Genomic DNA, 14,849 nt, shown 5'->3' with positions numbered 1-14,849 from the left:
GCGAACGCGGGACAGACCTGCCACGGACAGTGTCCGGGGAGTGCTGTCGCTCCGCCACCGGTCGCGCGCGGTGCGTACGCCGTTCGCCGCCGTGGGCGACAGCAGCACTGTCCGGTGACCTGCCGTGCAGCGGCGACGAAATGGCGGCGCCCGCGCCTGGCCGCCCGCCAGGCGGACGTCGCTCAGGGCGAGGGCCGGTCCGGTGATCGAGGCGGCCGTCGCTCAGGGTGAGGGCCGGTTCGGGGATCGCGGTACGCCCGAGAGCCCCGCGCGCGTGACGTGGTGGGAGGCGTCGGGTGAGGGCGGGTTCGGGGATCGCGGTACGCCCGTGAGCCCCGCGCGCGTGACGTGGTGGGAGGCGTCGGGTGAGGGCGGGTTCGGGGATCGCGGTACGCCCGAGAGTCCCGCGCGCGTGACGTGGTGGGAGGCGTCGGGTGAGGGCGGGTTCGGGGATCGCGGTACGCCCGAGAGTCCCGCGCGCGTGACGTGGTGGGGGCGTCGGGTGAGGGTCGGTTCGGGGATTGCGGTGCACCCGAGAGTCCCGCGCGCGTGACGTGGTGGGGGCGTCGGGTGAGGGTCGGTTCGGGGATTGCGGTACGCCCGAGAGTCCCGGGCACGCGACGTGTGGGGGCGTCGGGCGAGGTCGTGGGGTCACGCATCGCCGGGAGACGCGACCGAGGGGGCCGCACGGGCCCGTCGTTCCGCCTGTGCGGTGGCCGCCTCCACCCGGCGCCGGGCCTCGCGCACGGCACGGTCGCCCTGGCGCGCCCGCTCCCGCGCCGCCTGCGCGTCGGTGCGGGCCTGCCGCTGCTCCTCCTGGGCGCGCCGCAGCCGCGCGCGCAGCTCTTGGACGTGCTCCGCCAGCCCGGCCTCCCGGGAGGCGGCTTCCCGTGCCTCCCGCTCGGCGGCCTCGGCCTCTTCCTGCCTGGCGCGCAGCTCCCGCTCGGCGTCCCGGACCCTGCCGCGGGCCTCGGCCAGAAGGCGGCGGCGCTCCTCGCTCCCGGCGTTCCGGGCGTTCTCGGCACGGCCCGCGCGGCTCGGGGGTCTCCGGTCCCGGGCGTGCTCGCCCGGTCCGGCCCCGGCGGCGGGACGGCGTACCGGCAGGGCCTCGTCGGCCGCCGGGAATCCGATCGTGGCGCTGAGCGGCTTCACCAGGCGGCCCGCAGCCCACTCCCGGGCGGCACGCGGATCGGCGAGCACGGCGTGCAGAGTCTCCTCGACGTCACGCTGGACGCCCTCGCCCACCGGATGTCCGGCCTGCGCGGCGAGCCGCCGGGCCTGCCGGCCGAGGGCGCCGATCACCTCGTTCTGCCGCCGGGCGAGCCGGCGCAGCTGCGGACCGTCCAGTTCGCGGTGCGCCCTGCGCAGTTCCTCGCCGAGGCCGAGCAGCGGCCGGACCTCCTCCGGCTGCCGGCGCACCAGGAGATTGCTCACCCAGGCGGCCAGGCTCGGCCGCCGCAGCGCGCCGATCTCCTTGGCGAGGTCCCGATCGCCGGAGCGGCGGGCGTCCAGGGCGTGCCGGTCACGAGCGGCGACGAACTCGTCCGGCCGCAGCGCGTACAGCTCGTCGGCGACGGCGTCCAGGTCCACCAGCGTCCCTCTCGACTGCCACCCCGGTGACGGGATCCGAGTGTCGCACGGTGTGGGCTCCATGCGTCGTACGGGGTGGTTCGTCCGGGTAGGCCGCTCCGGGAGGGGACCGGTCAGCCGTGACCGGCGCCGCCGGCGAGACGGGTCCGCCGTGACCGGCGCCGCCGGCGAGACGGGTCCGCCGTGACCGGCGCCGCAGCCGAGGCGCGTCCGCCGTGACCGGCGCCGCCGGCGAGGCGTACCGACTCCCGTGGGTGCGACTTCCGGTGCCGGATCCCGCACCTTTCGGTTCCCGCCCGTAGACGGTCGGACCCGCGCGGCAGACCGTCGGCGGACGGCGCCGGCGGGGTGGGTCCCGGCAGGGTGGCCGTATGCGGAAACCTATTGACCGAACACGGCAGGTCCGAACCCCTGTACCGGAGACCGCGGGCGTCGGGCGCGCGCGGTTCCTGGCCGCCCTGGCGTCCGCCGGGCTCGCCGCGGCGTTGCCCGCCCCGGCCGCCGCTGCGGGCCCCGTGGACACCGCCGCGGCGCTGCCGGTCCCGGCCGGGGCGAGCGGGCCGAGGCCGGGACTCCGGCATCGCGGCGTGGTCTACACCGTGGGTGCGGGCGAGAAGCCGGGAACCGCCTTCAGCGCCGGCCGGATGCGGCGGGACATCCGCGTGATCCGCGACGCCTTGCACGCCGACACCGTGGACGTCACCGGGGACGGGGTCGAGCGCCTCACGGCCACCGCCGCCGAGGCCGCCGAGCAGGGCCTGCGCGTCTGGCTCCAGCCGACCCTCGGCGACGTCCCCGAGCACGACATCCTCGAACACCTCGCCGAGACCGGCCGGTTCGCGGAGCGGCTGCGCGGGCAGGGCGCCGCCGTCGAGCTGAGCGTGGGCTGCGAGTTCTGGCTCTTCGTGCCCGGCATCGTGCCGGGCGACACCGTCCTCGACCGGATCCGCAACCTGCTCGACGGCCGGGTGGACCCCGTCGCCGTGCAACGCCGGCTGGACCGCTTCACGGCGCGGGCCGCCGCGGTGGGGCGTTCCGTCTTCCACGGCCGGCTCGGCTACGCCGCGGCCCAGGACGACCGGGTCGACTGGCGCCTGTTCGACCTCATCGGCATCGACTACTACTCGTACTTCACCGAAAGTACCCATTACGCCCGGGAGTTGAGGCGCTACCTGCGGTGGGGCAAGCCGCTGGTCATCACCGAGTTCGGCACCTGCGCCTATGTCGGGGCGCCCGAGACCGCCGGGATGGGCTGGGACGTCGTCGACCACGACAAGCAGCCCGAGGAGATCAAGAAGCACCTGGTCCGCAGCGAGCGCACACAGGCCGCATACCTGATGCAACTCGTCGACGTCTTCGCCTCGTTGAACCTGCACGCGGCGATGGCCTTCGAGTTCGTGACCCCCGACGCACCGCACCGCCCCGGCGACCCGCTGCACGACCTCGACATGGCGAGTTACTCGATCACCAGGACCATCGAGGACCACCCGTACGACCCCGCCTCCGGATGGCACTGGGAGCCGAAGGAGGCCTTCCACGCGCTGGCCCACCGCTATGCGCGCGAGCGGTGCCGGGGTGATGCGGGCGCGGTCACCATCCGCTGACGCTGACGCTGACGCTGACGCTGACGCTGACGCCGCGGCACGGCCACGGGTCACCCACCGCCGGTCCGGCGACGGTCACCTGCCGTCGGCCCCCGCTCACCCCTTAGGAGGACGTCCCGGCTTGCCGCCCGGCCGCCGGGCGGGTGCGGACACATCATGCGTGCATGCCCCGACCGCCGGTCCGCGTGCCACCGCCCCAACCACCGCCCCGACCATCGCTCTCACCGTCCGGGGCGCATCCCCGCAGTGGTGCCCAGGAGCAGGGACGCCTCCTCGCGGAGGGATCCGCGACGGTCCGGCCGGAAGCGAGCGCCCGGTGCCGGAACGTTTTCCGAAATTGGATCGCTCGTTTTCTTGAACCGTTCGTGTTTATGGGGGTAGGTTCGCCCGCATGACCGCCTCCCCGCACCCGACGACCGCCGAGGAGCTGCGCGGTGCCGGACTGCGTGTGACGGCAGCCCGAGTCGCGCTGCTGGACACCGTCCGGGCGGGCGACCACCTCGGTGTCGAGGCGATCGCCTCCGGAGTCCGCGACCGCGTGGGTCACATCTCCCTGCAAGCCGTCTACGAGGCGCTGCACGCCCTGACCGCGGCGGGACTCGTGCGCCGTATCGAGCCGGCCGGCCATCCCGCCCGGTTCGAGGGACGCGTGGGCGACAACCACCACCACATCGTGTGCCGGTCGTGCGGCGCCGTCGCCGACGTCGACTGCGCGGTCGGCGACGCGCCCTGCCTGACCGCCTCCGACGACCGCGGCTTCACCATCGACGAGGCCGAGGTCGTCTACTGGGGCACCTGCCCCGACTGTTCCACCGGCCGCAGTTCCTGAGCACCGAGTTCCGCACAGTTCGGAAGGATTGCCATGACTGAGAACCACGACGCGATCGTCACTGACGCCAAGGCGGAGGGCGGCGGCGGCTGCCCCGTCGCCCACGACCGCGCCCTGCACCCCACCCAGGGTGGCGGCAACCGCCAGTGGTGGCCGGAGCGGCTCAATGTGAAGATCCTTGCCAAGAACCCGGCCGTGGCCAACCCGCTCGGCGAGGAGTTCGACTACGCCGAGGCGTTCAGGAGTCTCGACCTGGCGGCCGTGAAACGGGACATCGCCGAGGTGCTGACCACCTCGCAGGACTGGTGGCCCGCCGACTTCGGCAACTACGGCCCGCTGATGATCCGTATGGCCTGGCACAGCGCGGGCACCTACCGCATCAGCGACGGCCGCGGCGGCGCCGGCGCCGGACAGCAGCGCTTCGCCCCGCTCAACAGCTGGCCGGACAACGTCAACCTCGACAAGGCCCGCCGCCTGCTGTGGCCGGTCAAGAAGAAGTACGGCCAGAGCATCTCCTGGGCCGACCTGATGATCCTGACCGGCAACGTCGCACTGGAGCAGATGGGCTTCCAGCCCTTCGGCTTCGGCGGCGGCCGCGAGGACGTGTGGGAGCCGGAGGAGGACGTCTACTGGGGTCCCGAGACCACCTGGCTCGACGACAAGCGCTACACCGGCGACCGTGAGCTGGAGAACCCGCTCGGCGCCGTCCAGATGGGCCTCATCTACGTCAACCCCGAGGGCCCGAACGGCAACCCGGACCCGCTGGCCGCGGCCCGCGACATCCGCGAGACGTTCCGCCGCATGGCGATGAACGACGAGGAGACCGTCGCCCTGATCGCCGGCGGCCACACCTTCGGCAAGACCCACGGTGCCGGCGACGCCGACCACGTCGGCGTCGACCCCGAGGCCGCCGGCCTCGAGGAGCAGGGCCTGGGCTGGCGGAGCACCTACAACACCGGCAAGGGCGCCGACGCCATCACCTCCGGCCTCGAGGTCACGTGGACCACCACGCCGACCCGGTGGAGCAACAACTTCTTCGAGAACCTCTTCGGCTACGAGTGGGAGCTGACGAAGAGCCCGGCCGGCGCCCACCAGTGGAAGCCGAAGGACGGCGCCGGCGAGGGGACGGTGCCGCACGCGCACGACGCGACGAAGAAGCTCGCCCCGAACATGCTCACGACGGACCTGGCGCTGCGCTTCGACCCGATCTACGAGCCGATCTCCCGCCGCTTCTACGAGAACCCGGCGGAGTTCGCGGACGCCTTCGCCCGCGCCTGGTACAAGCTGACCCACCGCGACATGGGCCCGAAGTCGCTGTACCTCGGCCCGGAGGTCCCGGAGGAGACCCTGCTGTGGCAGGACCCGCTGCCGCAGCGCGAGGGCGAGCTGATCGACGCCGCCGACATCGCGGTCCTGAAGACCAAGCTGCTCGACTCCGGTCTCAGCGTCTCCCAGCTGATCAGCACCGCCTGGGCGTCCGCGTCCACCTTCCGCGGCAGCGACAAGCGCGGTGGCGCCAACGGCGGCCGCATCCGCCTGCAGCCGCAGCGCGGCTGGGAGGTCAACAACCCCGACGAGCTGGCGCAGGTGCTGCGCGTCCTCGAGGGCGTCCAGCAGGACTTCCACGCCTCCTCCGGCGCCAAGAAGGTCTCCCTGGCCGACCTCATCGTCCTCGGCGGCGTCGCGGCCGTGGAAAGGGCCGCCAAGGAGGGCGGTTTCGAGGTGGAGGTGTCCTTCACCCCGGGCCGTGTCGACGCCACCGAGGAGCACACCGACGCCGAGTCCTTCGAGGCGCTGGAGCCGACGGCCGACGGCTTCCGCAACTACCTCGGCAAGGGCAACCGGCTGCCGGCCGAGTTCCTGCTGCTCGACAAGGCGAACCTGCTCACCCTGAGCGCGCCCGAGATGACGGTCCTCGTGGGCGGCCTGCGTGTCCTGGGCGCCAACCACCAGGGTTCCCAGCTCGGCGTCTTCACCAAGACGCCCGGCGTCCTCACCAACGACTTCTTCGTCAACCTGCTCGACCTGGGCACGACGTGGAAGGCGACCTCCGAGGACCAGACCACCTTCGAGGGCCGCGACGAGGCCACGGGCGAGGTGAAGTGGGCCGGCAGCCGTGCCGACCTGGTCTTCGGCTCCAACTCCGAGCTGCGCGCGCTGGCCGAGGTCTACGCGAGCGACGACGCCAAGGAGAAGTTCGTCAAGGACTTCGCCGCCGCGTGGGAGAAGGTCATGAACCTGGACCGGTTCGACCTCGTCTGATCCACCCCCAGGACGTCCGGGCCCGCCGCCAGGCGCGGACCCGGACGTCCTGCCGTCCGCCCCGCCGTATCCCGACCGGCGGCGACACAGCGCCGCCCCCGGAGCGGCGGTGGCAGCGCCATGGCGGCGAGGCCTCGCCGGGTGCGGACGAGGCCGCCGACGAGGGCGTCCCGGCGGGCCTCAGCGGCGCAGCGCCTCGAACGCCTCCCGGCCCGCGACCCCGATCGCGAGGTCGATGTCGGGTGCCTGACCGGCCCGCCGGTCCGCGCGGGTGAGCGCGGCCATGGCCACCCGGGTGCCGCAGGCCGCCTCCACGACGCCGATCTCGTGGCGCAGATGCAGGAACGTGCCCGTCTTGCCGCTCCACCGCAGCGTGTCCGCGCGCAACTCGCTCGCCAGCCGGTGCGTGAAGACCTGCAGGCCCATCATCCGGCGCAGCTCCGCGGTCGCCCGGGGAGCGGAGATCCCGTCGCACCACACGCGCCGGAGCAGGCCGACCAGTGCCGCTGCCGAACCGGCGTTGGCATGCGCCGGGTCGAGGGTCTCGATGGTGTGCCGGCCGGCGCGCGCGTCCCGCACGGCCAGTTCCAGAGCCAGCGAGAAGTCGTTGCCCGCGGCACCGGCCGCGCACTCGTACATGTGGTTCATCCGGTGCCGCACCCGGATGCCGGCGCAGCCCCAGGCGCGCAGAGACGCGTCGATCCGCGCCACCGGCACCAGGTCGAGCAGCGCGTCCGCGGCGGCGTTGTCGCTCACCGACAGCATGAGCTGGACCAGATCGCCGACGGCCACGGTGGCCGGGTGCCGGAACGCCGCCAGCCCGGTGGGACCGACGCTGCCGGTGGCCGGGTCGACGGTCACCGGGTGCGCCGGGTCCAGGTCCCCGGCCGCGATCCGGTCCAGTACGACCAGGGCGACCGGGACCTTCACCACCGAGGCCAGGGGCATCGACCGCGTGACGTCGAAGCCGAGCTGCTCCCCGGTGTCGAGGTTCAGGGCGAGGAAGGAGCCGTCCACGCCGAGGGCCGCCCAGTCGGCGGCGATCGTCTCGGCCACGTCCAGCAGGGTGCCGTCGTCACCGACGTACGCCGGAGCCGGGTTCATCCGCGTGCCGCCAGTCGTGCCGGGGTGTCGTCGCCCGGGTCCGGGGACGGCCGTGCGCCGGGGCCGGGGGCCGCTGCTCCCACGGCCGCTCCGAGCAGGGCGGTCAGCCAGTCCGGGACCTCCGCGGTGCCGTGCCGGTCCGGGTGCGTGCTCACGTCGTACCCGCGGTGCAGCGAGCGGTCGCCCAGCGGCGCCCACCGTGCTCCGTGCCGCCGGGCGAACGGCTCCGCGCACAGCAGCAGCGCGCGGCCCGCCAGGGTCTCGGCGAGCGCGGTGGCCGCCGGCCCGGCGGGCCGGATCCGCCCCTCGGGCAGCCCGGCGCGTGCCGCGGCCCGGCACAACCGGTCCTCGGCATGCACAGTCTGATCCTCCGTCAGGACGAGGACCGGCGTCGGGGCCGACGGTTCGGCGGCGCGGCCGCGGCGCGGCCGTAGGTCCTCCAGATGGACCGCACGCCGCGACCCGTGCCCAGGATCCGGACCGTCCGCCGCCGACGCCAGTCCCATCGGCACCCGGAACGCGGCTTGCTCCGGAGGGACCCGCAGCAGTGCGTAGGCGAGCGAACCGTCGGCGAGCCCCGAAAGCCGTTCGGCGGGCGGCAGTTCCCGCACCCCCAGCGTGATCCCGCGCTCGGTGGCGGCACGGATGACCCGGGCCAGCGCCGCCGGGGCGCAGTCCGCGGGCACCCCCACGGCCCTCACCCGCGACCGCACGGCCGAGTGGGCGGCCTGGCGCAGCCGCTGGGCGCGGTCCAGCACGTCCCGCGCGTACGGGAGCAGCAGCACACCCAGTTCCGTGGTCGTGACCTGCCGCCGCGAACGGTCGAACAGCGCTCCGCCGAAGTGCCCCTCCAGCGTCTTGATGCGGCGGCTGAGCAGCGGCTGGGCGATGCCGAGCCGGTCGGCCGCCCGGGAGAAGCCCGCCTCGTCGGCGGTCGCCACGTACGCCTCCAGGTGTGCGAGAAGATCCACCCGGCAGTCATATCAAAAAGGCATGTCGTGTTCACAGTTCACTCTTGGACATGAGTGGCGTCCGGCTGTTTCGCTGTCCGCGTCGAAGATCCGACAGCCGTCGGCACGGCGACCGCCGACGGCGGACTCCCTGGGAGGACTGCGCCCATGACCAGCACCGACCCGATGCCCCGACGTGGCCTGCTCAAGGCGGGACTCGCGCTGACCACCACGGCCGTGGCCGCCACGGCCACGCCCGCCACCGCGGCCGCCGGACCGCGTGCCGCCGACGCCGGGTTCGGCGACCTGGAGCAGCGGTACGGCGCCCGGCTCGGCGTGTACGCGCGCAACGTCCGCACCGGGCGGACGGTGGCCCATCGTGCCGGTGAGCGGTTCCCGATGTGCTCGACGTTCAAGGCGTTCGCCGCCGCGGCCGTCCTGCGCGACCAGGGCGGCTGTGCCCCGCTGGACAAGGTGGTCCACTATCCGCCGCACGACATCCTGCCCAACTCGCCGAGGACGCAGGAGCACGTCGGGACCGGCATGACCGTCGCGGGCCTGTGCGCCGCGGCCATCCAGTACAGCGACAACGCGGCCGGAAACCTGCTGCTGCGGCAGATCGGCGGCCCGGAGGGCCTGACCCGCTTCTTCCGCTCGCTCGGCGACGACGTGAGCCGGCTCGACCGCTGGGAGCCCGAACTGAACACCGCGATCCCGGGTGACCTCCGTGACACCACGACCCCGCAGGCCGTCGCGGGGAGCCTGGAGCGGCTGACCCTGGGCCGGGCCCTGGACGGCTCCGCCCGGGACCGGCTCGTCGCCTGGCTGAAGGGCAACACCACCAGCGCCGGCCGGTTCGGCGCCGGGTTGCCGCGGGAGTGGGTCCTGGCCGACAAGACCGGCACCGGCTCCTATGCCACGGCCAACGACATCGGCGTGGCCTGGACGACCCGCGGGACACCGGTCGTGCTGGCCGTGCTGTCGACCAAGGGCGCCCAGGACGCACCGGTGGACGAAGCGCTGGTGGCCGAGGCGGCGCGCATCGCGGCCCGCACACTGGCACCGGGCGAGTAGGACCGAGTAGGACCGAGTAGGAGGAAGGGCCGGCGGGGCGGTGCCCGGCGAGTCGGCCAGGACGGCAGGTCGGCGCCCGCCGACCCCGGCGGTGCCTGGCGCTCGGGCGTGCGCGGTCCGGTCGGTTCGGCGGTGCCTGGTGCTCGGGCGTGCGCGGTCCGGTCGGCTCGGCGGCACCCGGCACCGCCCGCGCCCCGCGAGAAGCCCGGTAGGCATGACCGGGCAGGCCGGCCGGGGGAGGGCGGCCAGGCGGCGTCGGCCGGGCGGCTGTGACGGAGCGTGCCTGGTGGAGGGGCTGAGCGGTGGGGGAGCGGTGGGAGGGGCGCGGTGCCGGGACGCGTTTCCCAGTACCACCAGTAACATGATCACCTTGTCTTCGGGTGCACCAGTCAGTCGATTCGGCGCGGTCCGGTCCCAGGACGCGCCCTGCCCGGAGATGGCCATGTCTTCTGTCAACGACGCGTTCGAGAACGCGCGCCACATGTACGACCAGCACATGCGCACGTGCCGCCAGTGCCATGCCGACTCCGCGCGCTGTGCCGTGGCGAAGCATCTTCTGCGGATCTACAACAACGCCCGCAGGGAGCAGATGCGCGCCACCGGCAGGTGAGCGCCCGGTGACCTGCCCGACGCAGCCGGCGGGAGCCGCACGGCCCCGGCCCTCGGTCGCGGCTCACGGGGGGCGTGATCGTGGGTTTCCGGCCGTGTGGTCGGGGCTTTCCGCCCGGAGCGGGTTTCCGCCGCCGGCCGGTTCCCGGTAGGAGTGACCTGTGACTTTTCAGGAAGTGTGATCCGGGAACCCGATCGTCCGACCTGTCCGACCGAGACACCGGAGGCAGCCGTGACGGACCAGCACGGGGACCGGCCGAACCCGGCCACACAGCATGCACGCCCTGACTTCCCCTCCCAGGACCAGCCGCATCCGGGCTGGACCGGCGCGATGGACCCGCCGCCCGACCACGGTGAGGAGTCCTACCGCGGTTCCGGCCGGCTCGACGGTCACAAGACCGTGATCACGGGCGGGGACTCCGGTATCGGACGCGCGGTGGCGCTCGCCTTCGCCCGCGAGGGTGCCGACGTGCTCTTCACCCACCTCGCCGAGGAGCAGGACGACGCCCGCGAGACGGCCCGGCTTGTGGAGGACGCGGGCCGCAAGGCGATCGCGGTCCCGTGCGACATCCGCGAAGAGGACCAGTGCCGTTCGCTGGTCGAGCGGGCGGTGGCCGAGTTCGGGCACATCGACGTCCTCGTGAACAACGCCGCCTATCAGATGTCCCAGCCGGACGGTATCGAGGCGATCAGCACCGAGCAGTTCGACCGGGTGATGCGCACGAACCTGTACGGCATGTTCTGGCTGACCAAGTTCGCCCTGCCGCACATACCGTCCGGTGGCTGCGTCATCAACTCCACGTCGGTGCAGGCGTACAAGCCGAGTCCGCATCTGCTGGACTACGCGATGACCAAGGGGGCGATCGTCACCTTCACCCAGGGGCTGGCGCAGATGGTCGCCGAGCGCGGCATCCGGGTCAACGCGGTGGCGCCGGGCCCGGTGTGGACGCCGCTCATCCCCGCGACCATGCCGGACACGAAGGAGTTCGGGAAGCAGGCGCCGCTCGGCCGCCCGGCCCAGCCTGCCGAACTCGCCCCGGCCTACGTCTTCCTCGCCTCGCCCGAGGCGAGCTACATCACCGCCGAGATCCTCAACGCGACCGGCGGCACCCCGCTGCCCTGACCCCCGGGGTGCGCGGTACTGCCGTGACCCCGCGGCCGGCGGCACCGCGGTCCCCTGCCGCGGGCGCGCCCGGACCGCCGGCGTGGGCACGGTCCGCGCCCGCGCACGGCCCGGACCGCCGGTGATCGTGGTCCGCGTCCTCCCCGCGGCCCGGCCACCGGCGCGCCGTCCGTTCAGCGCACCGGGAATCCGAAGGAGTATCCCTGCTGCTTCAGCCAGGGCAGCAGGGTCCGCAGGGCGGCCACGGTCTGGGAGCGGTCGCCGCCCGCGTCGTGGAAGAGGATCGTGGGCCCGTTGGCCAGCTCGTTCCTGACCGTGGTGACGATGGCGTCGGTGCCCGGCCGTTCGAAGTCCTTGGAGTCGACGTTCCAGCCCAGCGGCCGCATCCCGTGCGAGGCCGCCAGGTGGCGGCTGTAGGGGGTGAAGGCGCCGCCCGGGGCCCGGTAGTACATCGGGCGCACACCGCCGGACGCCTCGGTGATCTGCCGCTCCGCGTCCAGGACCTGCCGCGACTGGTAGGCCTCGGACTTCTTGTCCATGGCGGTGTCGTGCGTCACCGTGTGGTCGCACAGCCGGTGCCCGGCCGCCACCACCTGCCTGACCAGGTCCGGGTGCGCCTGCGCCTGGGGGCCGACCATGCAGAAGGTCGCCTTCACGCCGTTGTCCCGCAGCAGTCGCAGCACCTGCGGGGTCCACACCGGGTCCGGACCGTCGTCGATGGTGATGTTGACCGCGTGCGCACCACCGTCCGAGGCATGCGCGATGACGTCGGACACCGCCGCCCGCTCGGGCGCGGTCCGCCGCGCCGACACGCCGGGGTCGGCCTTCGCGCCCCCCGGCTGTCCGGCCTGCGCGGTCCACACCGAGGCGGCGGCCGCCACCGTGGTGACCCCGAGCGCCGCCGCGACCACCCGGCCGTACCATCCCCGCCCGCCATGCCGCGCCATGTCCGCCCCACCCCTTGCCGTGTCCCTTGGTCTCCGTGCACCTGTGATGACGGACGAGGTTGATCAGGGGATCCCTCTGTTACCGATCACGGACGATTCCGCGGCACTTCGGCGACAGATCCCGCGCGGCACCCGTCGGCCCGGAGACCACCCGTGCTCTCGTCAACGACGTCCCGGTGGACCGGGCCGGCTACCGTACGGCGCCCGCGCCACCCTGTCCTGGGCGCGGGCGTCGGCCAGGGTCGTGGCCAGGGACTGCCAGACGTGGGTGGCGAGGTCGAGGTTGCGCGCCTCGGTCGCCTGCTCGCCGAGCCGGCGGAGCGCCGCGATGCCCTGCTCGGTGCGGCCGTCCATGATCATCAGCCGGCCTTCGAGGACGGCGAGCCGTACCCGGTCCCCATGGGGCAGCCTGAGTTCCCCGAGCGACAGCAGGCCCTGGCACAGCGCCCGGGCGTCGTCCAGTCTCCCGGTGTGGAAGGCGAGATGGGCGCGCAGCGCCTGCAGCTCCTGCAACTGCAGCGGGGTACCGATCACTTCGAGGATGACCCCGGCCTCGCCGAGCCACCGTTCGGCCGCCTCGACGCGGGGCGGTGACATCCGGAGCGCGGCGGCGGACGCGGCCGTACGCAGCCGCGTCCACAGGGTCGGGCCGTCCCTGCCCTGGAGCAGGCCGAGAGCCGCCTCCAGCCGGGACCGGGCGGCGGCGTGATCGCCCTGGCGGTCGCTGACCAGGGACGCCGTCCACAGGGCTTCGGCCGCCTGGGAGGGGGCGACGGCGGGCAGCAGGTCCCGCTCCATCTCGCGGACGTGCCGGTCGGCCGAGTCCAGCCGGCCCAGCTCGGTCTCGACGCTGATCAGCGCCGTCAGCGCGGCAAGGGTGTCCGCCGCCGGCAGGTGCGCGCCGTGTGCGACGGCGAGGGCGGTGGCGGCCGGCGGCTCGGCCGCTCGCATGTCGCCGAGGGCACACAGGCAGCGTGCGTAGCGGACGTTCGAGCGCACCCTCAGCTCCGGCGCGCCGATCAGGTCGCTCAGTTCGATCAGTTCCAGGAGGTGGCCGCGTTCCTGCTCGTAGTCACCGTGGCGGTTGCTGATGCGACCGAGCAGCCACAGCGCCTGCCAGCGGCCGGCGGGATCGTCGCGCGCGTCGTCCCGCACCGCCCGGAGCAGCTCCGTGGCGCAGTCCGTGCCGGGCGGGGCCGAGGCCGCCGCGGCGAGCGCCTGGCTCAGACAGCCGGCGGCGCGCGGTTCGGTCAGGGCGCGGACGTCGACGCCGAGTTGCTGTGCGAGGTAGCCGACGACGCGCGCGGTGGGCCTGCGTTCACCCGACTCCAGGCGTGAGAGGTAGCCCGTCGACATGCCCTCGCCGACGACCGCTGCCTGGCTCAGGCCCCGCTCCAGCCGGAGCCTCCTCAGCTGTCGGCCGAAGTGCGGCTGCTCAAGCATTTCGCCCTCTGATCCCCTGAGGTCCTTTTGAGTCTTCTTCGCGCCATGTGTTCACGGGGCGGCGTCCGGAAGGTGCCCATACTTTAGGGAGCCTTGGCAAGGGGGGCAACACAGTTGCGTGCGCGAGATTTCCCCTGCCATTTGCCGTGGTTTCCGCGTCGGTTGCCTTTCCGCCCGCCTTCGCGCCGGTCCGTGGATGGCCGAAACAGGGCTATGGCCAAAACTGTTGGCAATGTAGTTGACCACGTAGGCAAACCCTTGCCAGGGGGGTTGTCCGACCTTAGTCTCCAAGGTGCCGACCTGATGCGATTTCACCCTCGCCCGCCGGAGGTTTCCGTGGCCCCTTGCGCCTTTGTGTCCGGCGGGAGCCGCGCGGCCGAGTGTGGCTGACAACGTTGTCCACGAGTCAACTGTCATGTTGCCGACCAATCCAGTATGGCCAGGAGCCTCCTCCGGTGCCGAGCGCCCGATCGCTCGGGACGCGGAGCGGTGCATCACAACCCCCCATGTGCAAAGGGAAGACGGTATGTCAGTGGTGACCACAAGCATCACCGCCTCGTCCACCGCCGATGAAAAGGCAGCCGCGGGCCGCGGCGAACCCGGCGGTCCGCGCAGGCGCCGCACGTACACGGCCCACGCCTCCCCGAAGGACCTGACGATCACGGCGGCGGAGACGGAATTCGCCGAGCAGTTCGGTTCGAGCCCCGGCGAGATATGCGGCCGGGAGCTGTGCGAACTGCTGCGGGAGGGATCGCCCGCACGTCTGCGGCATCGTTTCACCGACCTTTCCGAGGGCCGCTCGAACCGGTTCACGGAGCGGGTGACCGGCCTGAGCGACAGCGGCCGCACCTTCTGCGCGGACCTCACGGCCACAGCGGTCACCGGTCCGGCCGGCCCGGCCGGACTGGTCATCCTGCTCCGCCCCGTGGCGGACACGGGGCCGCCGCGACCGCGCGACCAGATGCTGAGCGCACTCGACGCGCGGGTGCTCGAAGGCGTGGCCGGCGGTGCGTCGACCGTTCAGCTGGCCGGGCGCCTCTACCTGAGCCGTCAGGGAGTCGAGTACCGCGTGGGACTGCTGCTGCGCCGGTTCGACGCTCCCAACCGTCCCGCCCTCGTGGCGCGCGCCCACGCGTCGGGCCTCTTCGCCGCGGGGCAGTGGCCCCCGCGGGTGCTGCCGGAGTTCGTCGAGTGACGGCCCCCGTCCCGGACGGCCGCCGGTGGCACACGCCGCCGGGGGCCGAACGGCCCCCCCGAGTCACCGCCGCGTTCGCGCCCCAGCACCCGGCGGGCGGCACGCACCCGGGACCCGGA

At 73.4% G+C, this 14,849-nt stretch carries 12 protein-coding genes; 7 read left to right on the top strand and 5 right to left on the bottom strand.

Annotation, left to right across the window (positions count from 1 at the left end):
• Positions 1-651: 651 nt before the first annotated feature.
• Complete coding sequence (locus ABVB68_RS18925; RefSeq protein WP_353602238.1) at positions 652-1,590, bottom strand: hypothetical protein; 939 nt, start codon at positions 1,588-1,590, stop codon at positions 652-654.
• A 371-nt stretch (positions 1,591-1,961) separates the two neighbouring features.
• Between ABVB68_RS18925 and ABVB68_RS18920 the strand changes: the two genes are divergently transcribed.
• The 3 genes from ABVB68_RS18920 to katG all read left to right on the top strand — a co-directional run bounded on the left by ABVB68_RS18920 (position 1,962) and on the right by katG (position 6,285).
• Positions 1,962-3,194 (top strand): glycoside hydrolase family 113 protein, encoded by a 1,233-nt coding sequence (locus ABVB68_RS18920; protein WP_353602237.1) that lies wholly within the window; start codon positions 1,962-1,964, stop codon positions 3,192-3,194.
• 391 nt (positions 3,195-3,585) lie between these two features.
• Positions 3,586-4,023, top strand: a complete 438-nt coding sequence (locus ABVB68_RS18915; protein ID WP_353602236.1) for a Fur family transcriptional regulator — start codon at positions 3,586-3,588, stop codon at positions 4,021-4,023.
• 33 nt (positions 4,024-4,056) lie between these two features.
• Positions 4,057-6,285 carry a catalase/peroxidase HPI gene (gene katG, locus ABVB68_RS18910; protein ID WP_353602235.1) on the top strand — a complete coding sequence of 743 codons (2,229 nt, stop codon included), beginning with the start codon at positions 4,057-4,059 and terminating at the stop codon, positions 6,283-6,285.
• 180 nt (positions 6,286-6,465) lie between these two features.
• On the opposite strand, the gene ABVB68_RS18905 is transcribed toward katG, so the two are convergent.
• Both ABVB68_RS18905 and ABVB68_RS18900 read right to left on the bottom strand, forming a co-directional pair.
• Positions 6,466-7,389: a serine hydrolase gene (locus ABVB68_RS18905; protein WP_353602234.1), complete on the bottom strand. Its 924-nt coding sequence runs from the start codon at positions 7,387-7,389 to the stop codon at positions 6,466-6,468.
• Complete coding sequence (locus ABVB68_RS18900) at positions 7,386-8,360, bottom strand: LysR family transcriptional regulator (RefSeq protein ID WP_353602233.1); 975 nt, start codon at positions 8,358-8,360, stop codon at positions 7,386-7,388. The genes ABVB68_RS18905 and ABVB68_RS18900 overlap by 4 nt, the downstream gene beginning before the upstream one ends.
• 147 nt (positions 8,361-8,507) lie before the next feature.
• On the opposite strand from ABVB68_RS18900, the gene bla reads away from it, so the two are divergent.
• The 3 genes from bla (at position 8,508) to ABVB68_RS18885 (ending at position 11,145) form a co-directional block, all read left to right on the top strand.
• Positions 8,508-9,413, top strand: a complete 906-nt coding sequence (gene bla, locus ABVB68_RS18895) for a class A beta-lactamase (RefSeq protein WP_353602232.1) — start codon at positions 8,508-8,510, stop codon at positions 9,411-9,413.
• A 442-nt stretch (positions 9,414-9,855) separates the two neighbouring features.
• Positions 9,856-10,023, top strand: a complete 168-nt coding sequence (locus ABVB68_RS18890) for a hypothetical protein (protein ID WP_353602231.1) — start codon at positions 9,856-9,858, stop codon at positions 10,021-10,023.
• A 231-nt stretch (positions 10,024-10,254) separates the two neighbouring features.
• Complete coding sequence (locus ABVB68_RS18885; RefSeq protein WP_353602230.1) at positions 10,255-11,145, top strand: SDR family oxidoreductase; 891 nt, start codon at positions 10,255-10,257, stop codon at positions 11,143-11,145.
• 173 nt (positions 11,146-11,318) lie between these two features.
• Here the strand turns inward: ABVB68_RS18885 and ABVB68_RS18880 are convergent, their stop codons facing one another.
• Positions 11,319-12,092, bottom strand: a complete 774-nt coding sequence (locus ABVB68_RS18880; protein WP_353602229.1) for a polysaccharide deacetylase family protein — start codon at positions 12,090-12,092, stop codon at positions 11,319-11,321.
• Between the two features lie 162 nt (positions 12,093-12,254).
• Positions 12,255-13,535, bottom strand: coding sequence for a helix-turn-helix domain-containing protein (locus ABVB68_RS18875; RefSeq protein ID WP_353602228.1), 1,281 nt, complete (start codon positions 13,533-13,535; stop codon positions 12,255-12,257).
• Positions 13,536-14,061: 526 nt separating this feature from the next.
• Here ABVB68_RS18875 and ABVB68_RS18870 point away from each other — a divergent pair.
• Positions 14,062-14,730, top strand: coding sequence for a PAS domain-containing protein (locus ABVB68_RS18870; protein ID WP_353602227.1), 669 nt, complete (start codon positions 14,062-14,064; stop codon positions 14,728-14,730).
• The last annotated feature ends 119 nt before the right edge of the window (positions 14,731-14,849 follow it).

This window comes from Streptomyces sp. NPDC096012 (genome assembly GCF_040426375.1).
Classification (GTDB): Bacteria; Actinomycetota; Actinomycetes; order Streptomycetales; family Streptomycetaceae; genus Streptomyces.
The sequence above is the reverse complement of the archived record's forward strand: the minus strand, read 5'-3'. Positions and strand labels throughout refer to the sequence as shown.